Origin of the sequence: Sedimenticola thiotaurini, from assembly GCF_001007875.1 — a bacterium.
GTDB classification, from domain to species: domain Bacteria; phylum Pseudomonadota; class Gammaproteobacteria; order Chromatiales; family Chromatiaceae; genus Sedimenticola; species Sedimenticola thiotaurini.
This window is the reverse complement of record NZ_CP011412.1, coordinates 2,719,540-2,740,894: the sequence shown is the minus strand read 5'-3', so window position 1 is coordinate 2,740,894 and position 21,355 is coordinate 2,719,540. Positions and strand designations below refer to the sequence as shown.

19 protein-coding genes are annotated in these 21,355 nt (G+C 60.4%); 9 read left to right on the top strand and 10 right to left on the bottom strand.

All coding sequences use genetic code 11. The annotated features are described in order from the left end of the window. The 5 genes from AAY24_RS12590 to AAY24_RS12570 all read right to left on the bottom strand — a co-directional run bounded on the left by AAY24_RS12590 (position 1) and on the right by AAY24_RS12570 (position 5,008). Positions 1 to 777, bottom strand: a complete 777-nt coding sequence (locus AAY24_RS12590; protein WP_082117137.1) for a TIGR04211 family SH3 domain-containing protein — start codon at positions 775 to 777, stop codon at positions 1 to 3. Continuing rightward, on the bottom strand, positions 774 to 2,807 hold the full coding sequence (prlC, locus tag AAY24_RS12585) for an oligopeptidase A (protein WP_046859977.1): 2,034 nt from the start codon (positions 2,805 to 2,807) through the stop codon (positions 774 to 776). Before prlC ends, AAY24_RS12590 begins: the two co-directional genes overlap by 4 nt. A gap of 95 nt (positions 2,808 to 2,902) precedes the next feature. Continuing rightward, positions 2,903 to 3,859, bottom strand: a complete 957-nt coding sequence (locus AAY24_RS12580) for a GIDE domain-containing protein (RefSeq protein ID WP_046859976.1) — start codon at positions 3,857 to 3,859, stop codon at positions 2,903 to 2,905. Beyond that, positions 3,856 to 4,431 carry a LemA family protein gene (locus AAY24_RS12575; protein ID WP_046859975.1) on the bottom strand — a complete coding sequence of 192 codons (576 nt, stop codon included), beginning with the start codon at positions 4,429 to 4,431 and terminating at the stop codon, positions 3,856 to 3,858. Before AAY24_RS12575 ends, AAY24_RS12580 begins: the two co-directional genes overlap by 4 nt. Before the next feature lie 100 nt (positions 4,432 to 4,531). Beyond that, positions 4,532 to 5,008, bottom strand: a complete 477-nt coding sequence (locus AAY24_RS12570; RefSeq protein WP_234422173.1) for a hypothetical protein — start codon at positions 5,006 to 5,008, stop codon at positions 4,532 to 4,534. Between the two features lie 179 nt (positions 5,009 to 5,187). Between AAY24_RS12570 and AAY24_RS12565 the strand changes: the two genes are divergently transcribed. Beyond that, complete coding sequence (locus AAY24_RS12565; protein WP_046859974.1) at positions 5,188 to 5,721, top strand: gamma carbonic anhydrase family protein; 534 nt, start codon at positions 5,188 to 5,190, stop codon at positions 5,719 to 5,721. 227 nt (positions 5,722 to 5,948) lie between these two features. Here AAY24_RS12565 and aroE read toward each other — a convergent pair whose 3' ends face one another. After that, the gene (gene aroE, locus AAY24_RS12560; protein WP_046859973.1) at positions 5,949 to 6,764 is read right to left on the bottom strand and encodes a shikimate dehydrogenase; all 816 of its coding nucleotides are present in this window, start codon (positions 6,762 to 6,764) and stop codon (positions 5,949 to 5,951) included. Positions 6,765 to 6,824: 60 nt separating this feature from the next. Continuing rightward, positions 6,825 to 7,838 carry a porphobilinogen synthase gene (hemB, locus tag AAY24_RS12555; protein ID WP_046859972.1) on the bottom strand — a complete coding sequence of 338 codons (1,014 nt, stop codon included), beginning with the start codon at positions 7,836 to 7,838 and terminating at the stop codon, positions 6,825 to 6,827. Positions 7,839 to 7,989: 151 nt separating this feature from the next. Between hemB and AAY24_RS12550 the strand changes: the two genes are divergently transcribed. Beyond that, positions 7,990 to 8,331 (top strand): thioredoxin family protein, encoded by a 342-nt coding sequence (locus AAY24_RS12550; RefSeq protein WP_046859971.1) that lies wholly within the window; start codon positions 7,990 to 7,992, stop codon positions 8,329 to 8,331. Positions 8,332 to 8,595: 264 nt separating this feature from the next. Continuing rightward, entirely contained in the window at positions 8,596 to 9,255 is a 660-nt protein-coding gene (locus AAY24_RS12545) for an MlaC/ttg2D family ABC transporter substrate-binding protein (protein WP_052761231.1), read from the top strand. A 1,624-nt stretch (positions 9,256 to 10,879) separates the two neighbouring features. Here AAY24_RS12545 and tsaC read toward each other — a convergent pair. Together tsaC and purE are read right to left on the bottom strand one after the other, a co-directional pair. After that, positions 10,880 to 11,446 carry an L-threonylcarbamoyladenylate synthase type 1 TsaC gene (gene tsaC, locus AAY24_RS12540; RefSeq protein WP_046859970.1) on the bottom strand — a complete coding sequence of 189 codons (567 nt, stop codon included), beginning with the start codon at positions 11,444 to 11,446 and terminating at the stop codon, positions 10,880 to 10,882. Positions 11,447 to 11,458: 12 nt separating this feature from the next. Further along, entirely contained in the window at positions 11,459 to 11,959 is a 501-nt protein-coding gene (gene purE, locus AAY24_RS12535; protein ID WP_046859969.1) for a 5-(carboxyamino)imidazole ribonucleotide mutase, read from the bottom strand. Positions 11,960 to 12,171: 212 nt separating this feature from the next. Between purE and AAY24_RS12530 the strand changes: the two genes are divergently transcribed. The 3 genes from AAY24_RS12530 to AAY24_RS12520 all read left to right on the top strand — a co-directional run bounded on the left by AAY24_RS12530 (position 12,172) and on the right by AAY24_RS12520 (position 15,695). Continuing rightward, positions 12,172 to 13,884 carry a tetrathionate reductase family octaheme c-type cytochrome gene (locus AAY24_RS12530; RefSeq protein WP_052761230.1) on the top strand — a complete coding sequence of 571 codons (1,713 nt, stop codon included), beginning with the start codon at positions 12,172 to 12,174 and terminating at the stop codon, positions 13,882 to 13,884. A 5-nt stretch (positions 13,885 to 13,889) separates the two neighbouring features. After that, positions 13,890 to 14,555, top strand: coding sequence for a cytochrome b/b6 domain-containing protein (locus AAY24_RS12525; protein WP_046859968.1), 666 nt, complete (start codon positions 13,890 to 13,892; stop codon positions 14,553 to 14,555). Positions 14,556 to 14,768: 213 nt separating this feature from the next. Continuing rightward, complete coding sequence (locus tag AAY24_RS12520) at positions 14,769 to 15,695, top strand: MBL fold metallo-hydrolase (RefSeq protein ID WP_052761229.1); 927 nt, start codon at positions 14,769 to 14,771, stop codon at positions 15,693 to 15,695. A gap of 13 nt (positions 15,696 to 15,708) precedes the next feature. Here AAY24_RS12520 and AAY24_RS12515 read toward each other — a convergent pair whose 3' ends face one another. After that, positions 15,709 to 16,587, bottom strand: coding sequence for a DNA ligase (locus AAY24_RS12515; protein ID WP_046859967.1), 879 nt, complete (start codon positions 16,585 to 16,587; stop codon positions 15,709 to 15,711). Between the two features lie 320 nt (positions 16,588 to 16,907). On the opposite strand from AAY24_RS12515, the gene AAY24_RS19700 reads away from it, so the two are divergent. The 3 genes from AAY24_RS19700 to AAY24_RS12500 all read left to right on the top strand — a co-directional run bounded on the left by AAY24_RS19700 (position 16,908) and on the right by AAY24_RS12500 (position 21,349). Next, a complete protein-coding gene (locus AAY24_RS19700; protein ID WP_046859966.1) occupies positions 16,908 to 17,450 on the top strand; it encodes a DUF4145 domain-containing protein in 543 nt (180 codons plus the stop codon). A 78-nt stretch (positions 17,451 to 17,528) separates the two neighbouring features. Next, positions 17,529 to 19,775 carry an McrB family protein gene (locus AAY24_RS12505; protein WP_052761228.1) on the top strand — a complete coding sequence of 749 codons (2,247 nt, stop codon included), beginning with the start codon at positions 17,529 to 17,531 and terminating at the stop codon, positions 19,773 to 19,775. Beyond that, on the top strand, positions 19,772 to 21,349 hold the full coding sequence (locus AAY24_RS12500; protein ID WP_046859965.1) for a nuclease domain-containing protein: 1,578 nt from the start codon (positions 19,772 to 19,774) through the stop codon (positions 21,347 to 21,349). Before AAY24_RS12505 ends, AAY24_RS12500 begins: the two co-directional genes overlap by 4 nt. Positions 21,350 to 21,355: the final 6 nt, after the last annotated feature.

The window sequence follows — 21,355 nt, the reverse complement described above, 5'->3', positions numbered from 1 at the left end:
CTAGACCCGGAGGCCGCCATAGCGCCGCGCCAGGCGGTAATTTTTAAACGCCACACCGCCGATAAAGCTGAACAGCATGGCCAGCAACAGCAGTGGCAGTTGCCACGCCTCGAAGCGGTCCGGGGATCCGCCGGCTGGCAATGGCTGATTGCTGCCGGCCAGCCGGGCGATCTGGGCCAGACGCTGTTCCAGATTCTCATTGGCCTGGCGCAGCCGCTCCAGCTCGCTGTTGTCGGTGGTCCCGGCGGAGGTGGCTGCCAGCTGTTGCTCCAACTCGGCGATCCGTTCCAGCAACGGACCGTTGTCCCGGGGGGCAGGTTGGGTTTTCAGCCGGGCATTCTCGGCCCGGGCATCCGCCAGTTGCTGTTTCAGGCTGTTCAAAACCGTATCATCGGCACTGCCGTTGTCGACCGCTTGATCCTTGCCCTGGGCTTTCAGCTGCTGTTCCGCCGCCCGCAGCTGCTGTTGCAACTGGCTGTTTTTAGCCTGCAGCTCCAGCAGCATGATGCGGGCCGGTTTCTCATCGGTGATGAAGCGGCTCTCCACCCAGCCCTCACTGCCGTCGCCCAGGCGGACGCGGGTGAAGCTGCCCTTTTTTTCCAGCCGCTCCAGCGGCGTGTCGCTGGGCAGGACCCGAATCGGTTGGGTGCTGTTATCCGGCTCCGCATAGAAACCGGCCAGCAGTTTGTCGGTGATGCGGGCGCCCTGGGCGCTGCCGAGGGTCAGGCCACCCAGCAGCAGGGCCAGCAAAACGCCTCTCAACGCCCTGCCTGTCATGGGCTGATCCCGCTGTGGCGCAGCAGGGCGTCAATCTGGGGCTCCCGGCCGCGGAAGGCGACGAACAGCTCCATGGCATCCTTTGAGCCACCCTGTTCCAGGATGTTGTGCAGAAACGACTGGCCGGTCTCCCGGTCAAATATGCCGCGCTCTTCAAACAGGGAGAAGGCGTCCGCCGAGAGTACTTCGGCCCACTTGTAGCTGTAGTAGCCGGCCGCATAGCCGCCGGCGAAGATGTGGGAGAAGCCGTGGGCAAAGCGGTTGAACGGGGGTGGCTTGATCACCGCCACCTGCTCCCGTACTTCGTTCAGAATGTCGTAGATGCGCCCGCCCCGGGCCGGGTCGTACTCCCGGTGCATGCGGAAGTCGAACAGGCTGAACTCCAGCTGCCGCACCATCTGCATGCCGGACTGGAAATTCTTCGCCGCCATCATCTTCTCATACAGTGCCTGGGGCAGCTTTTCACCGGTTTCGAAGTGGGCGGCGAACAGGTCCAGGGCCTCCCGCTCCCAGCACCAGTTCTCCATGAACTGGCTGGGCAGCTCCACCGCGTCCCAGGCCACGCCATTGATACCGGCTACCCCCGGGTAGTCGACCCGGGTCAGCAGGTGGTGCAGGCCGTGGCCGAACTCGTGGAACAGGGTCTCCACTTCGTCATGGGTGAACAGGGCCGGCTTGTCGCCCACCGGGGGCGAGAAGTTGCACACTAGGTAGGCCACCGGGATCTGGTCACAGCCGGGGGTGAACATGCGGACCATGCATTCGTCCATCCAGGCGCCGCCGCGCTTGTTCGGGCGGGCGTACAGGTCCAGGTAGAACTGGCCCTGAAGGGAGCCGTCGGGATTGCGGATTTCAAAAAAGCGCACCGTGGGGTGCCAGGTCTCCACGTCGGTCACTTCGCTGATCTGGATGCCGTACAGCTTCTGCACCACGGCGAACATGCCGGAGACCACCTGGTGCTCGGGGAAGTAGGGTTTCAGCTCCTCCTGGGTGATGGCGTAGCGGTGCTGGCGCAGCTTCTCGCTGTAGTAACCGATGTCCCAGGCCTCCAGCTCCGTGACACCGTGCTGCTCCCGGGCGAACGCCTGCAACTCCGCCAGCTCCCGCTCGGCCTGGGGCTTGGAACGCTCCGCCAGGTCGGTGAGAAACTCGATCACCCGGTCGGTACCGGGGGCCATCTTGCGGGCCATGGAGCGTTCAGCATAGTTGTCGAAGCCGAGAATCTGTGACTGCTCGTGGCGCAGGCGCAGGATCTGCTCCATCACTTCGCTGTTGTCCCACTTGCCGGCATCGGGGCCCTGGTCGGAGGCGCGGGTGGCGTAGGCCTCGTACAGCTCCCGGCGCAGCTCCCGGTTATCGGCATAGGTCATCACCGGCATGTAGGAGGGGAAGTCCAGGGTCAGCATCCAGCCGCTTTGACCGCGCTGTTCGGCGGTCTGGTGGGCCAGGTCCAGGGCGCTTTGGGGAAGACCGGCCAGTTGGTCCGGGTCGCTGATCAACTTGCTCCAGGCGTTGGTGGCGTCCAGCACATTCTCGCTGTACTTGCTGGTCAGGCTGGAGAGCTCCTGGCTAATCTCCTTGAAGCGCTGCTTTTTGTCCGCCGGCAGGTCAACACCGGAGAGGTGGAAGTCACGCAGGGCATTCTCCAGCAGTTTGCGCTGCGCCCCGTCGAGCGAGCTGTCCTGCTCATAGACTGCCTTGTAGGCGGCGAACAGCTCCGCGTTCTGGCCCATCTCGGTGCCGTAGTCGGAGAGCTTCGGCAGGCAGGCGTTGTAGGCCTGGCGCAGCTCATCGCTGTTGAGTACCGAGTTGAGATGGCTGACCGGCGACCAGGTGCGGTTGAGGCGGTCCTCCATGATCTCCAGCGGCTCCACCAGATTGGCCCAGGTGAATGGCGGGGTCTGGGCCAGCAGTTTTTTGGTCAGGGCGCGGCTGTCGGCCAGCAGTTGATCGATGGCCGGTTCCACGTGTTCGGCGCGTATTTTACTGAAGGGGGGCAGCCCCTCCAGGTTCAACAGGGGGTTATCCATGGTATTCAGGGTTCTCCGAAGGCATACGGCATTGGGTATTTATTCTGACATAAATCGGCACAGGGGGTGAGAGGCCCGGGCTATGGTTCCGGATGCTAGTGGCTGAAGGCCTGGCCCAGGAGCCAGACAGCGGCGCCGCCGGCGATAAAAAACAGTGCGATGGCGCCGAACGCCTTGAGCCGGTAGCGCCGCACCAGCTCAAAGTCCTCCAGGGTGGAGAGCAGAAACGGCTGGCGACTGGAGTCGGGTGCACTCAGACGGTTTTCAATCAGGTTACTCTGCTGCTCAGCCAGCTCCAGGCGGGCCTGGGCCTGGGCCGCCTTGCGGGCGGTCTCCCACTCCCGGTGGTCGATCTGTCCGTCACCGTTCAGATCGAACCGGCCCAGCAGGGTGGCCCGGTCACGTTTCCACTCCCGCAGCAGGCTGCGGGTCAGATCCGCCCGGCTCTGCCGGTGATCCAGCTCATCCAGGCTCTTGAACTGGCCGATGGCGTAGAGCCGGTCACCGGGGTAGATGCGCTCTTCAGTGTAGCGGTAGCGACTGAAACCGATCTGGCGGTTCAGCACACCGAGCAGCTTCAGCAGGGGGGTACGCTGTACCCGCTGCCGGCCTGGCGAGCGATCCAGCGGATAGCGGGTGTTGCCATACCAGACACTGCGATCGCTGGGCGTTACTTCGGCCCCCTCGGGATCGACCAGGCAGTGGCCGGTCTCGTCCTCGAGCAGGAACAGGCCATCACTGGTTTCGCTCTCCACCGTGCGCCAGTTCTTGTCGCCGCTCTTTTCGATCCTGTAGCGGTACCAGCAGCAGGCGCTGCCGGTGAGGGGGGCCAGGATCGGCTCGCCGGCCATGGGCCGGGCGTTGCCCGACAGTTCCACGTAGCCCTGGTGGGCGGAGCGGATCTTTGCCGTTGGTGCGTCCTCGATCAGCCGGGCGCGCCCCAGCCAGCGGAAGGCGTAGTAGAAACCACCCAGGGCCGCTACCGTGCAGAACAGCAGCAGCGCCCAGAACTCAAAAACCGAAAAGTGGATGAATTGGGTGTTCAGACTCATCCGTTAAACAGGGATTTCAGATCCACATCCTGGATCTCCTCGGGGGAGAACTCCAGCAGTTCGGCGGCCTTGAAATTGAACAGCCGGGCGATGATCAGGTCGGGGAACTGCTCGATGCGCACATTGTTGTTGTTGACGCTCTCGTTATAGAACTCGCGCCGGTCGGCGATACTGTTCTCCAGGCCGGAGATGCGGCTCTGCAGGTGCTGGAAGGTCTCGTTGGCCTTCAGGTCGGGATAGGCCTCGGCCACTGCAAACAGGTTGCCCAGTCCCAGTCGCAACTGGTTCTCGGCTCCGCCCAGGGCACCGATGTCCCCCTGTTCCCGGGCGCTGGAGACGGCGGCCCGGGCCTTCATCACCTGCTCCAGGGTCTCCTGTTCATACTGCATGTACTGTTTGCAGGTCTCCACCAGCTTGGGCAGCTCATCGTGACGCTGCTTCATCAACACATCGATATTGGCCCACGCCTTGGTGACGCCGTGTTTGAGATTGACCAGGCCGTTGTAGATGGCAATGGCGTAAACGGCGATGGCGACCAGAATACCCAGGGTGACGAAAGTACCGATTTCCATAGAGAGCTCTCCCGAGTGAGCGGTTATTGTTCCGGGGTCACTATACCATCCCGACAGGCAGTGTGGTTGTGGTGACAGGACAAGTTCTGCTCTCCGCCTTTTACTTACCGGACAACCGCTTGTCCGGCCGTTTACCGAGAAGTTGGCCCAACAGCTGCTTGGAGCGGGCGGCAATGGAAGCTTCGCTGAGTTGGCGCTCCCGCAGTAACAGCCGCTCCATCACGAAAGACTCCTGGTAGAGGATATGCTCGGCGGGCGGGCTGTAGGGGGTATTGATGGTGATACGGGCGATGCGGCCCAGATTGATGCCCCGGCCATCGTCCAGCAGGATCAGGTGGGGAGCCAGTCCCCGGGCGGGGTCGGGGCGGGGAAAATCGAGTACATCAATCAGCTCGAACGGGGTGTCGGAATAACGCACGCCCAGGTTGATCGCCTCCGGTTTCAGCTCCACCAGGTAGATCATGCTGCCGATGGAGCGACGTAACCGCTCCACCTGCTGACTGTAGTCGGCCGAGGGCCAGAGCCGCTCCCGGGCCAGGGATCCCATAGTGATCTCCTGGCGATTGTCCTGTCCCATTCAGCCTCCCGATCGCTATCCGTTTGATGACGACAGCCCGCAGCATAGCCGGTTTAGGGCGACCATTTCCAGACCGTGACGGCGTTAGTCGCGCTGGTTTCAGGGGCCGGGTTTTGTTCCGGCGGTTGAGCCACTAGACTAACGGTATTGATTAACAGCGCCTGTGACAGGAGATGCCCATGTCCAATATCCGTACCTTCGATGGCAAGTCCCCTCAACTGGGTACCTCGGTCTGGGTTGATCCCAGTGCAGTGATCATTGGTGATGTGGTGATCGGCGATCAGGCCTCCATCTGGCCCATGACCGCCATCCGGGGCGACGTGAACAGCATCCGTATCGGTGCCCGCACCAATATCCAGGACGGCAGTGTGCTGCACGTCACCCACGCCGGTCCGAGCGCACCGCATGGCCACGCCCTGACTATCGGCAACGATGTGACCGCCGGCCACAAGGTGCTGTTACACGGCTGTACCATCGGTGATCGTTGCCTGGTGGGTATGGGGTCGATCGTGATGGACGGGGCAGTGCTGGAGCCCGACCTGATTCTGGCGGCCGGCAGCCTGGTGACCGAGGGGAAGGTGCTGGAGAGTGGTTATCTCTGGTGCGGTTCCCCGGCCCGGCGGCTGCGCGAGCTGACCGAGAAAGAGCTGGGGTTTCTGCCCTATGTGGCGGAGCATTACGTGAAACTGGCGCAGAAGTACCGCGCCGGCTGAGCGGGTTCCCAAGTTTTGCGGGGTGGGCCGGTGGCCGCTCCTGCTTCCAGTGTTGGATGTTCCGCGTGGGCACAAAAGCCGTGCCCACCCTACCGGTTTGGGGGGAAGTGGCGCGCGGGTTGGGCGCCTAGTCTGTGCCTATCTCTTCTCCGAATATCGTATCTCTCGCGTGGGCAAAAAAAGCGTGCCCACCCTAGCGGCCGGCTGACTTGGTCCCGAAGGCGTTGTCAGGCGCGCAGCTGCGCCATGACCGGGCCGGTGTCTGGGCGCACGCCGCGCCACAGGAAGAATGACTCCGCCGCCTGTTCCACCAGCATGCCCAGTCCGTCCAGCGCCTTGCCGGCGCGATGGGCCTTCCCCCAGCGCACAAAGGCGGTGGGTTCGTTGGCATACAGCATGTCGTAGATCCAGCCGCCGGGTGTCAGGATGTTGTCCGGGATTGGTGGTACCGCGCCCTGCAGACCGGCGGCGGTGCCGTTGATGATCAGGTCGTACTCTCCCCCCTCCAGTTCATCCAGACCACAACCCTGCACCGGTCCCAGGGATTGCAGCGCAGTGGCCAGCTGGCGCGCCTTGGCGGCGGTCCGGTTGGCGATCACCAGCTGTTCCGGGCCACACTCCAGCAACGGTCGTACCACGCCCTTGGAGGCGCCCCCGGCGCCCAGCAGCAGCACCCGGCAGCCACTCAGCAGGTAGCCGTGATTGACCGTCAGATCCCGCACCAGTCCGGCACCGTCGGTGTTGTCGCCGCGCAGCCGCCCATCTGCCAGGCGGATCAGGGTGTTGACGGCACCGGCGCTCTCGGCCCGGGGCGTGCGCTCATCCGCCAGCGCCCAGGCCCGTTCCTTGAATGGCACGGTCACATTCAGTCCCTGGCCACCGCCGGCAAAAAAGCGCCGCACATCGGCTTCGAAATCATCCAGATGGCCCAGCAGCCGCCCGTAACTGAGCGTCTCGCCGGTCTGTTCGGCGAAGGCCTGGTGAATCATCGGTGACTTGCTGTGTTCGATGGGATTGCCGATTACGGCGTATCTGTCGGTCATGGGCTGGATCTGCGATAGGGCAAGGGGATCGGTGCCGGCTCCGGCACCGATCCCGGGTAACTATTCCGCCAGCCACTCGGCCGCGGTCTTGGCGAAGTAGGTGAGGATACCGTCCGCACCGGCCCGCTTGAAGCAGAGCAGGGACTCCATCACCACTGCCCGTTCATCCAGCCAGCCGTTCATGGAGGCGGCTTTGAGCATGGCGTATTCGCCGCTTACCTGGTAGGCGAAAGTGGGGACGCCAAAGCTCTCCTTGACTCGGCGCACAATGTCCAGATAGGGCATGCCCGGTTTCACCATCACCATGTCGGCGCCCTCGTTCAGGTCCAGCTCCACCTCCCGCAGCGCCTCGTCGGAGTTGGCCGGGTCCATCTGGTAGGTGTACTTGTTGCCGCCGCCCAGGTTGGCCGCGGAGCCGACCGCGTCCCGGAACGGGCCATAGAAGCTGGAGGCGTACTTGGCTGAGTAAGCGAGGATCCGGGTATGGATATGTCCGGCCGACTCCAGAGCAGAACGTACCGCACCGATGCGTCCGTCCATCATGTCGGAGGGGGCCACCACGTCGGCACCGGCAGCGGCATGGGAGACCGCCTGTTTCACCAGTACCTCGACAGTCGCCTCGTTCATCACATAGCCGGTCTCATCCAGCAGACCGTCCTGGCCATGGGTGGTGAAGGGGTCCAGGGCCACGTCGGTGATCACCCCCAGATCCGGCAGGGCATCTTTCAGGGCCCGCACCGCGCGCTGGGCCAGCCCGTCCGGATTGAACGCCTCCCGGGCATCCAGTGACTTGGCGCTTTGCGGTGTGACCGGAAACAGCGCCATGGCCGGGATACCCAGGGCAGCCACCTCCCGGGCCTCCTTGACCAGCAGATCGATACTGAGGCGCTCCACCCCCGGCATGGAGGTGACGGCCTCCCGTTCACCGCTCCCCTCCAGCACAAATACCGGGTAGATGAAGTCGGCTGGGGTGAGCCCGTTTTCCCGCATCAGCCGGCGGGAGAACTCATCCCGGCGCATACGGCGCGGGCGGGCGGCGGGGAAACGGGCGGAGAGGGCGGTTTTACTCTGCATCGGTCTAGCTCCAGGATGTCGCTGGGATTAAGGGTGTGGATTGGCCAATCAATCCCATAAGATACCCCACACAGCCGGTCCGGCTCCACCCGCAGTTGTGCGATGTGGTATCTTTGCCCGGCTTCGATAGGCAGGTAGGAGTCAGAGGGCTATGCAGCAGTCACCCTTTATATTTGATGTGGATGTGGACGGGTTTGAGCAGCGGGTGCTGGCGGCATCGGCGCAACAACCGGTGCTGGTGGACTTCTGGGCCGAGTGGTGTTCACCCTGCCTGGCTTTGGCACCCGCCCTGGAGCGGGTTGTGGTTGAGCGCGCCGGTGAGGTGCTGCTGGCCAAGGTGGAGGTGGATGACAATATGAAGCTGGCGGGGCACTACCGGTTGCGGGGTTTCCCCACGGTGATCCTGTTCCATCACCAGCAGGAGCTGGCCCGCTTCAGTGGCGCCCGTGCCATTCACTGGATCGATGAGTGGATCGATCAACACCTGACCTGACGATACTCAATCCTCACCGGGCGTGGTTTCTGAAAAATCTTACAGGCAGCTAGGGATAGTTACGCAGGTGGAGTGCCTGTGGCGGTTTACACTGCTACGGCAATTAACCCGATGAATCTGAACAAGATTCCCGATTGCCGGAAATCAGCCGGAGATGTTAAAGAAACTCCATGGGGTTCCGCTACACAACTGACTGTTCCCGGTTTCTTATAGATTTTAATTACTCCTGGAGAGGGATCTACAGGATTTGTGGAGACAATAGCGATGGAAAAAACAGCATCGATTTCATTGGCACGCCGTCGGATTATCTTCGTGCTGCTGCTGGTCTGTCTGCCATTCACCGCGGTTGCGGAAGAGCTGGCCGGCCCCCAACAGGTAATTCAGCGGATCTCCGATGAGTTACAGGTAGTCCTGATGGAGAACCAGGCGCGCATGCAGGAGGATCCCGCATTTGTCTACCAGCTGGCCAATGATGTGCTGCTCCCCCATGTGGATTTCCACCGTGTCTCCAGTCTGGTACTGGGTAAGTACTGGCGGCGGGCCACGGCCGAGCAGAAAAAGGCCTTTTCCCGTGAGTTTCAGCGTCTGCTGGTCCGCACCTACGCCACCGCTTTCAGGGAGTTCCAGGGCTGGGAGATCAGTTACGCACCGCTGCGTATGAGCGAAGGGGACAGTGATGTATCGGTGCATACCCAGGTGAAGCGCGCCGGCGCTGCACCGGTGGAAGTGGTCTATCGCATGCACATCCGGGATGGTGACTGGAAGGCCTATGACGTAAAGATCGAAGGGATCAGCCTGGTCACCAACTACCGCAGCAGTTTCGCCAAGGAGGTGCGTCGCAAAGGTATGCAGGGGTTGATTCAGCGCATCACCGAGCTGAATGACAGCCGGGTTAAACAGGTCGCTGACAAGGGCGCGAGTTGATCCATCGGGATAAAAAACCCCAAACAGATCACATAAATTGGCTATAGTTTTGGCCCGAATGGCCGTTACAGTCAGTGAAGGTTGCAGTGCAGGCTTTCACGCTAGATCCGGTAGTTTGAAGTTTCATTGTCGTATCGATGGGGTGGTGTCAGCGCCCCTGAATATACTCCTCCAGCGCTTGTAAAGGCGCATTCGGACTCATCCCCTTCCCATGATGAGTCCGTTTTTTTTACCGGCAAAAGTAACCAAAACCCGCGCTCCACCACCCCACCCCTGCGGGGTCCCCTGGGTTTCTCGCCAGCGACGGGGGAAAGGCTTTTGGGCAGTTTTGGCCACAAAAGTACCTCGCCACAGGCCGTCAGGCCGGGCGAAATTCCTCTAGTAGGTCAACCTGTTTTTAACTCGGGGAAACCAGCCCTTCGGGCCGGGTTACTTTTACGGGTAAAAGTAACCAAAACCCCCGCTCCACCACGCCACCCCTGCGGGGTCCCCTGTGTTTCTCGCCAGCGACGGGGCGCGCATAACTCGCTGCGCTCAGACAGATGCGCGCCTGTTTCCGTCCCTGGCTGCGATACTCGGTGGCGTGGAAGTCGGATTACCTTGCGGAACCTGAATCTCGGGGGCTGTTTTCTGATGAACGAGCAGATTGGCAGGCTGTATATTCGTGCGCCTCCCCGTTCAGCCTGTCGAGCATCGCAGGGCTGAGCGGAAATACGCGTGAAATTGTTTGAGCCGCACAGCGGCGAGTTTTTTCACGCGCCGCTCGGACCGAGAAGCGCAGAGTACCCGCAGGGCAGGCTGACCGGGAAAGGGTTTTGGGTACTTTTGGCCACAAAAGTACCTCGCCAAAAGGCCGTAGGCCGGGCGAAATTTCTTTTAAAATGAGGATTCCGGTCCTGTGGACCGGGTTACTTTTACGGGTAAAAGTAACCAAAACCCTCTCTCCACCACGCCACCCCTGCGGGGTTCCCTGCGTTTCTCGCCAGCGACGGGGCGCGCATAACTCGCTGCGCTCAGACAAATGCGCGCCGTTTTCCGTCGCTGGCTGCGATACTCGGTGGCGCGGAAGTCGGGCTATCCTACGAAGCCCAAACTTCGATTGAAGTTTTTATCTGAAGAACCAGCGGATTGGCAGGCTGTATATTCGTGCGCCGCACAGGCCGAGAAGCGCAGAGCACCCGAAGGGCAGGCTGGCCGGGGAAAGGCTTTTGGGCAGTCTTGGCCACAAAAGTACCTCGCCACAGGCCGTCAGGCCGGGCGAAATTCCTCTAGTAGGTCAACCTGTTTTTAACTCGGGGAAACCAGCCCTTCGGGCCGGGTTACTTTTACGGGTAAAAGTAACCAAAGCCCCCGCTCCACCACGCCACCCCTGCGGGGTCCCCTGGGTTTCTCGCCAGCGACGGGGCGCGCCTAACTCGCTGCGTTCAGGCAGATGCGCGCCTGTTTCCGTCCCTGGCTGCGATACTCGGTGGCGCGGAAGTCGAATCATCCAGCGGAACCCAAACTTCGAATGAAGTTTTTATATGAAGAGCAAGCGGATTGGCAGGCGGTATGAGAGTGCACCTCCCTGTTCAGGCCGAGAGGCGCAGAGCCTTTTTTGTCCTGTCCGCCGATGCTTGGCGTATTAGCCGCGCAGCACCCGACCAGTCGCCCCGTCACGGATGGTGGAGGGTGCCCGGTTGCCACCCAGTGAGCCATTCAGAATATAGTCCACCCCCCGGCCGAGCCGCAGCCGCACTTGAAGTGGGGAGCGGGCCGGGTGCTGTCCGCTGCGGTTGGCGCTGGTGGATACAATGGGGGAGTTGCAGGCCTGGCAGAGGGCGGCGGCCAGCGGATGGGCAGTGACCCGGACAGCCAGACTGTCATGCTTGCCGGTGAGCCACTCCGGCAGGTTGTCAGCGGCGGGTAGCAGCCAGGTATGAGGTCCGGGCCAGCTGGCCAGTATGGGCTCCATCCGTGGTTCAGCCAGGGGTTTGATGAATGGACGCAACTGGTCGAAATGGGCCGCAATCAGAATCACCCCCTTTTCAACCGGGCGCCGCTTGAGATCAAGCAGGCGTCCCATGGCTGCACCGTTTAGCGGATCGCAGCCCAACCCGAAGACCGCTTCGGTGGGATAGGCGACGAGGCCGCCGCTGATAATACAGCGTGCGGCCTCGCGGATTTTCCAGGGGTTAACCGATCGGCTCATGCGCCGCCCGGTCTAGAGGGTTGCCTGCAACTTGGCGTCTTTCTGAATGACCGCGGTTGCGTTGGCTTCCCGGTCTTTTCTGATCCGGGCGGCCAGATCGGGGTCGGACAGCGCCAGGATCTGTGCCGCCAGGTAGCCGGCATTCTTGGCGCCGGGTTTGCCCACCGCCACGGTGGCGACCGGAATGCCGCCGGGCATCTGGACGGTGGAGAGCAGTGCATCCATCCCCTGCAGGGGACCGGAGTCGAGCGGAATACCGATCACCGGTTTCAGGGTCAGACCGGCCACGGTGCCGGCCAGATGGGCCGCCAGTCCGGCAGCACAGATAAATGCCGCGCAGCCGCGGGCATCCGCATCCTTCACATAGGCGTGGGTTACATCCGGGGTACGGTGGGCCGAGGTGATTTTGGCCTCAAACGGAATACCGAGGGAGTTGAGAACATCCATCGTAGACTGAAGTACCGGCAGGTCCGAGTCGGATCCCATCAGAACTGCGACAAAAGGTTTGCTCATGGTTCACTACCCAAATTGATTTGAAAATGAGCAGTTCACGATACCGGATTTTATTTGGCCCGGCTATGGGGCAGGGCCATTTCTAACGTGGCCACAATTTTAATTCATTACGATTTGTCAATGCATCCAGCGGCGCATCTCTGTTTTCATAGAGAAAAGAGGTGCGCGGTACAGCTTTAGGCACCGACAGATAGCTAAGGGATTAATTTACCATGTACATAAACAAGCAGACTGCAGGCACAACCGCCTGGCTCCTTGCTGCACTATTTTTCACCCCGCTGGTGTTGGCAGATGCCCAGGCGGCGGTAGAGATAGAGCGGGGTATAAACGAGTATGTGGATACCAGTGAGTCACACTTGAGGAAGCCGGATGATCCACAACCGGCCGTCCGGGTTAGCAGCTCTACGACGGATCATTCCAAGCTCAAGCCCTTGCAGGGGCCGTTCAGCAGCGGTCCGGAAGTGACCCAGGCCTGCCTCAAGTGTCACAACGAGGCAGGGCACCAGTTCATGAAGGGTATCCACTGGACCTGGGAGTACAAGCACCCGGTGACCGGCCAGACCCTGGGCAAGAAGCATCTGGTCAACAATTTCTGCACCAACGCCCGGGGCAACGAGGGGATGTGCGCCCAGTGCCATGCCGGCTACGGTTGGAAAGATGAGAGCTTTGATTTTACCGACCAGACCAAGATCGACTGCCTGGTGTGTCATGATTCGACCGGTACTTACTACCGCACGCCAAACTCCCAGGGCAATGAAGCCTGTACCAGCATGTTCGTGGACCGGCCGCCGATCGAGTGGACCAAGGTGGCCCAGAGCGTCGCCCTGCCGGATCGCTCCAACTGCGGTACCTGCCACTTCTACGGCGGTGGTGGTGACGGGGTAAAACACGGTGATCTGGACTCTTCCCTGAAACATCCGGACAAGGCGCTGGATGTGCACATGGATGCCCAGGGGCTCAACTTCAGCTGTACGGAGTGTCACCAGGGCGAGGGCCACCAGTGGTCCGGCAGCCGCTACAACATGATGGCGCGGGATACGGAAGGCACTGGTAAACCGGGCGAGCGCCGCCAGGTGGCCACCTGCGAGAGTTGCCACGGCAATTCGCCCCATCCCGGCAACAACCTGAAGGCGCTGAAGCTGAACGGCCACACCGACCGGGTGGCCTGTCAGACCTGCCATATCCCGACTTTTGCCCGGGGTGGTGTGGCCACCAAGATCGACTGGGACTGGCGCTCTGCCGGCAAGTTGAAGGATGGCGAAGGTTTCAATATCAAGGACTACACCCAGGGTAATGGGGAGCACCGGGCCACTTACAAGTCGATCAAGGGCAATTTCAAGTATGGCGAGAACCTGAAACCCACCTACGCCTGGTTCGATGGGGTAATGGACTACACCACTATCGATACCCAGTTCGTCCCGGACAAGGCACCGATAGCGATCAACAGTTTCAAAGGCGCTTACGACGATCCGGACTCCCGTATCTGGCCGTTTAAAGTGATGAACACGATCCAGCCCTACGACAAGGGCAACAACACCCTGGTGTACATGCACCTGTGGGGTGACGATTCGGATGCATTCTGGGGGAACTACGATTTTGCCCGAGCCATCAAGGTGGGCATGGAGAAGAACGGCAAGCCCTACTCCGGTGAATACGATTTCATCCCCACCGTCTCCTACTGGCCGATCACCCACATGGTGGCGCCCAAGGAGGATGCAGTGAAGTGTGGCGAGTGCCACGCCGAGGATGGACGACTCAGTGAACTGGAGGGCTTTTACATGCCGGGCCGTGATGGCTTTGGCTGGCTCGACATACTCGGCTACATGGCTGTGATCGGTGCACTGCTGGTGGCATTTGTGCACGGTCTGATACGGTTCGTGATGTGCAAGAAGCGGGTCACGGAACACTGCCGGGACAAGGAGTAAAGGACATGGCAAAACGAGAGAAACACGCGGTAACCATCTACACCCGTTATGAACGGTTCTGGCACTGGACCCAGGCGTTGCTGATCTTCATGCTGGCGTTTACCGGCTTCGGGCTGCATGGCACCCACGATCTGCTGCGCTTCGACCAGGCGGTGATGCTGCACACCTACGCCGCCATTGCGCTGATCGTATTGTGGATCTTCACCACTTTCTGGAATTTCACCACCGGCAACTGGCGCCAGTTCATGCCCACCACCAAGGGGCTGTTTGCGGTGATCCGTTACTACGCCTGGGGAATTCTGTTTGGAGCCGATCATCCGCATAAAAAGACCCTGCGGCGCAAGCAGAACGCCCTGCAGGGGCTGGCCTATCTCACCTTCATGGTGCTGATCGGGCCGGCACTCTGGATCACCGGCATCATCTACCTGCTGTACGATCTCTGGAACGAGATCCCCGGTGCGGCAGATGCCCTGTTCGTGGTCGCCTTCCTGCACACCGCGGCGGCATTCCTGATGGTCACCTTTGTCATTATCCATATCTATATGACCACCACCGGTAAGACCCCCACACACTACATCAAGACCATGATCACCGGCGTGGAGTGTATCGAGCTGACCGAAGTGGAGCGCGCCTACCTGGCCGAAGACCACCCGGAACGGCTGAAGGAGTGACACCACTTTCGCGCTGAACAATACCGCCGGTCTGCCCGCCCTCCTGCCAGACAGGACAGGGCGGGCAGAGCGCCGGGCAGCCCCCTGTAACGGGGCCTGCCGTTTCCCCCCGACCCTCCCCGCAGCCCGCCCCGGGCTTGACTCCACCCCCCGTGCATGCCCAAATGGCCCGACAAAGACCCTGTGTAGTCAACAAAAAAAGGTCCCTACAATATGAAAAATGTCTACCGTCTGTTGTTCTCTTGTGCACTGCTTCTGTTATCCGTTCAGGCCGGCGCGGCGTCTGATCTGGCCCTGCAGAAGGTCGCCGACAATGTCTATGCCATTGTCGGTGAACTGAGCAACCGCTCCCCGGAAAACCTGGGTAATAACGCCACTTTCGGTTTTGTGGTCACCTCCGAAGGGGTGGTACTGATCGACTCCGGTGGCACCTACCAGGGGGCGAAACGCATTCACCAGGTGATTCAATCCGTGACCGATCAGCCGGTGGTCACCGTGATCAACAGCGGTGGACAGGATCATCGCTGGCTCGGCAACGGCTATTTCAAAAAACAGGGTGCCCGGATTGTGGCCAGTGCGGACGCGGTGGCTGATCAGCAGGCGCGCAGTCGGGATCAGTTTATTATGCTGGGTAACCTGGTGGGTGAGGCCGGCCTGGCCGGCACAGAAGCGCAGCATGCGGATCAGACCTTCGATGAAGAACTCCGTCTGGAAATCGGTGGTGTGAAGTTTGAGATCTACCATACCGGGCAGGCCCATACACCGGGTGACAGCTATATCTGGCTGCCTGAACAGCAGGTGATGTTCACCGGCGATATCGTCTACGTGGAGCGCATGCTGGGGGTGGGCAGCCAATCCAACAGCAAGAGCTGGATCGAGGTTTACCAGTCCATGGCGGCCTTCTCACCCAAGGTGGTGGTGCCCGGACATGGTCACCCCGCCACCCTGGAGAAGGCCAATGCCGATACCCTGGGTTACCTGAAATTTCTGCGCAACAAGGTCACCGGGTTTTATGACGATGGGGGCGATATCTCTGAAATCGGCTCCATTGACCAGTCCCGTTATCACTACCTGCTGAATCACGAAACCCTGGCGGGCAGAAATGCCCAACAGGTCTATACCGAGCTGGAGTGGGAGTAGCTGAGCAGAACCGTTAAGGAAACTGCGCACCTCCGGCCGCGCTGTCCGCCGGGCGAATGCGCCAGAAGGTGGGAAAGCGCGGTTTGCCGTGGCGCGTCCAGCCGTGATGTTTGAACGTGATCAGGGAGCCGATCGGTGGCGGGTTGCGCCGTTCTGCATCGCTTAAGCCGGAACCAACCGCAAAGCGGGTGCCATCCGGCAGCTCCACATTCAGGGAGCCGACCATGCCGGCGTACTTGCCCCGGCCGGGGTTGTAGCCCACCACCCTGGCCTCGGCATCGTCGAAGCGTTTGTACTTGCGCAGATAGGGGCTGCGGCCTGACTGGTAAGGGGAGCCCGCAGCGCGCAGCATCACCCCCTCGCCGCCCTGGGCCTCGATGCTGTCCAGTACCTGTTCCAGATGGGTCGCGCCCAGACAACGGGTCTGGCTCGCCAGGGCGACGTAGACCGGGTCCTGCCGGGCCAACCACTGTTCCACCCTGCGGATCCGTTTTTCAAACGGGCCGGGCTGCTCCGGTGCATCAAAAACCAGGTAACGGATATTCTCCCAGCCGGGACCGGGCTGGCTGTCCCGCACCGTGGATAGTGTCTCTGCAAAGCGGCCGCGCCCGGCCCATAACTCCCCATCCAGGGCGAAGGGCGGCAGGGCAGTCCGAAACGCGGCCGGCAGGATGATAGGCGCGCCGCCCCGGCTCAACATCTGCTGGCCGTTCCAGTAACCACGCACACCATCGTATTTCTCACTCAGCCACCAACCGGTCGGATCGTCGCCCGGTTGCCAGGGTGTGGCCAGCATCAAGCGGGGTGCACCGGCCAGGGTGGAACCACAGAGCAACAGCAGCAAGACCAGACAGGCCGTTTTTACCAGGCAGGAGAGGGCAGGGATTCTCATGGTCAACAAACTCCTTTTGTTGCGTTACTGAGCGGTTATCAATGTACCAGCCGGGCGGGTGGTTGCAATGCCATAGCGGGGAGAAAAACCAGTTTGATGTGATTCATCGGTGATACGTCCATGTCACCGAGGGATTTTCTGGAAAGCATGGGATGAATGTTTTGGACTGTTTTTGTTTACAGCGACTGGCGTGAATTGCTTTTGCAGGGAAATGTTGATATTTAGGATCAACATGCCTGTATCAGCGAGCGGAAGTATCGAACCTGTTCCACTGGATCGCAAAACAAGACTAACCACAAATATGCGCACAGACTGATTGGATGGAACCGAACCCGGACTCAGTTAATTTCAGTTTTCTGGCTGAATATGATCCGATATTTCTACAGCTTGTCGCTGCGGCGGAAGGTGCGTTTGCGAGCGATCCCAATACCACCCTGATCAAGCTCCGACAGTTTGGCGAAGCGCTGGCGCAGGATCTGGCCGTCCGCTCCGGTGTGCAGTTTGACGAGACCACCACCCAAGCCGACCTGCTCGGGAGACTGCACCGGCAGATACGGCTCGACCCCACCATCCGGGAACTGTTCCATACGTTGCGGGTAGAAGGAAACAGGGCCACCCATCAGTTTCGAACCCGGCACAAAGAGGCCATGGATGGGCTGAAAATGGCCCGTGATCTGGCACTCTGGTATCACCACTGTTTTGGCCAACCGGACGCAAGCTTCAAACCTGGACCATTTACACCACCCCCGGATCCAACCGTAGAAGAGAAAACGCAGGAAACGCACGGCCTGAAAAAAGCGCGGGAAGCTCGACCAGAGACAACGAATTGTCAAGGCGTAACGGAAGCTACACCCGGCCATTGAGCCGGGACCACGAACTGATGATTACCTCCGGTGTTAAGCAGCGACGGTAATGACATCAACAATAGACGGTTAAAAATTATGACGCCCGATCTCACACAGGATGATCAACTGAAAAAGGTGCTCGAATCCATCAATCCAGCGGAGAGACGACCCGATTGGCTCGCTGGGCTCGAACAATTCCTTGCCGATATACAGCAGGCGGATCTGGAGAGCCGTAAAACCAAACAGTTTCATCAGCGCATCTGGGAGGACAATCCGGTCAGTAGTGTGGGCATGGGCACGGTGGATATCAGCGCGGCCATTGATGACCCCGGATTCCGTGCCTGGCTGGCAGAAGAGTCATTCAAGCCGCTGGGCGACACTTCCCAGGCCAGAATAGCGCGGCTTCGCGCCCTGTATGATGAGATTGTTGAACGACTCAAGGCGTTCTCCAACCGGACCCCCCACGTAAAAATATTTCGCGTGCTGGCGGCGCTGTTTCCCCGCTATATCACCACCGTTGCGGATAGACAGAAGGCACTGGCTTGTCATCGCGCCCTGTTTGGGAAACGAAAAAAGCCGGGCGCGGTACAACGCCAAGTGGAGATACGGGAACGTATTGATCAGCTGCTCGGGCCTTACGGGGATACTCCGGAAGAGCTTGCCGCGCGGATGACCTATGGCTGGTTTATCTACGTGGATTATGCGGACACCCAACATGGATCACCCCCTGACGACACAAAAATTGTCCAAGATCCAGATCTCAAGCCCTTACCCGCAGCACAGCGCCGCAAGGGCTTGACCAGTATTCGGGGAGGACTGGATACGCTCGCCAGCGCACTCAGTTTCGTGATGGAGGGAGTGACACGGGAGGATCTGCTGGATTTCCTGCGCGCGGAGTTTCCCGATCACCGGGACAGCTCTCTGCGAACGCTGATCAATATTCTCAAGAACGAGTTCTATGTTATTCAGGAGGTGGATGGGGTTGTTTCGCCCACGCCCCGGGGAGAACTCTTTATCGAGACCGGGGAGGCGGAAGAGCTGATCCCGCCACTCCTGACACGCATTCTGGGTGTGGATCATGTGCTGGTGGCGTTAGCAAAAGAGCCCCTCTCTACCGGTGAATTGCTGGCGCTGCTCAAGCAGGTCAATCCGGGCTGGACCAGTGATTTTGCGCCCCGCGCCATGTTGAAGTGGCTGCGTGATTTCGGTTTGATGCAGGTTGATGGCCTGGGTGTCTATAGCCTGACCGGGAGCGGCCAGTCATGGGCCGGAGAGATTAAATGGCAACCGGAATGTCTTGAACCGCTCGACAATGGCGAAGTGATTGATACCCCGCTGACCGAGGCGCAACTAGATGTAGGCCAACTGGATCAGGGTGTGTTGATAGAGGCGGTTGTGCAGGGGGCAGCATTTTTACCATCCTTGGTGCAGCAGCTCCATATCGGCCTCTGGGCCAATCCGCGGCGTCACTTTGCCATCCTGGCCGGACTCTCCGGGTCGGGCAAGACCCTGTTGGCCCGGCGCTATGCCAGCGCCATCGCGGCACAGTTTATCGACAACCCGGAGAAGAACGTTTTCATCCAGGCGGTGCAGCCCGGCTGGTACGATCCGGCGCCCCTGTTTGGCTATATCAATCCCCTGATGCCGGACAGCTATGTCCGGCCACCCCTGCTGGATTTTTTACTCACTGCTGCCCGGCACCCGGATCAGCCGTTTACCGTCATCCTGGATGAGATGAACCTGTCGCACCCGGAGCAATACTTCGCCCCGGTACTCTCTTCAATGGAATCGGGAGAACGGCTGCGGCTGCACAATGAGGGAGACTCTTTTGACGGGGTCCCCAGTACTATTGCCTATCCGGCCAACGTCGCTTTCATCGGCACGGTGAACATGGATGAGACCACCCACGGCCTGTCGGACAAGGTGCTGGATCGCGCCTTTACCCTGGAGTTCTGGCATGTGAATCTGGACGATTATCCCCGCTGGCAGAACCATGGCCTGAACCCGGCGGATATTGCGATTGTCCGGGCCTGCCTGGGGGATCTGCTGCAAGCCCTGGCCCCGGAGCGTCTGCACTTTGGCTGGCGCACCGTGGAGGATGTGCTCTCGTACCTGGCGCTGGCCAGCCAGGGCAACGATTTCGATCTGATCAGCGCACTGGATGATGTGGTCTACGCCCGTGTGCTCCCCAAGCTGAGAGGGTCGGAGAGCAATAGGCTCCATGAAGCCCTGCAAAAAACCATTACGGTTTTGCAAACGCATGGTCTTCAGCGCAGCCGTGACAAGGTGAAGACACTCCAGGCGGATCTGACCGATACCGGGATGATGAGATTCTGGCGTTGAACACGCAACTGGAGCTCTTCTGCAGTCGGCAGGGTGTGTTGACCCCGGTGGGCTTGCTCACACCCGGTTGCACCTTGGGTGGCCTGGAGGAGAAGCAACAGTACCTTATCCGGGTGAATACCCCAGACGCCCGCCTGTTCGTCGACGATGCCCCGGTGGCGATGGATGCCCATCGTCAATACTGGTGCTGGTCGCCCGGTTTCTACGCCGGGGAAGTGGTGGTGGAGCTGGAGCTCCCGGATCGCCACGAACCTATCCGCTATCGGGTGGATGTGGCGCCATCATCCAGCAAATCGGGACGTGCGCAATATGTCGAGTACATCTCCCAGGTCGCCGGCTACGCCCCGCAGCTGCTGATGGGTCGTGAACCCGCCCGACATGCCCTGGGTGGTCGCTCCCGTCTCGGCCTCTCCCACTGGATTCGCTATGCCCGTCTGAGATGCTTTATTGATGCCTATCTCACTGCACTCAGGGCCGTCTGTGAGCGACCCCTGGTGCGCAACCGTTATCAACGGGAACAGCTGCCTGTTCACCTGGCCCGCCGGGTGGATGTGAATACGGTTCGACGCCTGGAGGCCAATCCCAAGTTGATTGCGGCCCTGGCCGGTCAGCAGTCGGGGCGTGATGATCTGAACCTGGGCGATAACCGGCTGAATGTCCCTTTCAACGAACCGACACTGGATCACCCGGCGAACCGGTTGCTGGCACAACAACTGGATGCTGTGTTAAGACTCACAACCCGGCTGGTGGCGGAGTTTTCCCGGCAGGGGGCGACCAACAGCGAGACAGAGACCGATGTGCAGGCTCGCATGCCGCGTCGGATTGCCTATCTCAATAACATCAAGAAACAGCTCCTGAAGCTGTCGCGGCTGTCGCCCTTCAATGCCATCAGCAGGGTGCAGCCGGGCGTGGCGGGCATCAACGCCATATCCGGCAGTCCGCACTATGACAGGTCCTACCGGCTGGGCATGCGCCTGTTGCGGGAAGGTGTATCCGGGCTGGCGGATGACGAGCAACACTACCTGGCGCCAACCTGGCAGGTTTATGAAGCCTGGTGCTTTGTCTCCCTGGCGCGGCAACTGGAACAACAGCTACCGGAGTACCACTGGGAGTTGAAGACTGAGACACAGTGGGCGGACATGATCCTTGAGGGAAAGCATGCCGATTCGACGATCCGGTTGTATACCCAGCTGGTCTGCCCGGCGCTGGAGCAGCCGAATCGCTACGGGTACTGCTCCATCAGTCGGGAACGCAGGCCGGACCTGGTTCTGGAATATGCGGATGGGGAAGACACCAGGTTCATCTGCCTGGACAGTAAATACAGCGCGTCCCGCAGCGGTATCCTAAATGCCATGGCGTCGGCCCATATCTACCGGGATGCCATCAAACACGCAGAGACGGCGCCCCGTTATTCCCTATTGCTGGTGCCGGACAGTTCGGCTGTCTCCCTGCTCGCATCGGATGACTACCTGAAACGTCACCGCGTGGGCTGCCTGCCCCTGGTGAACGATGCCGATGCGGCCCAGGCAATTTTCCGGTTGTTAGCCAGTCTCAGTTTCAAATTTACCGGTTAACCGGGT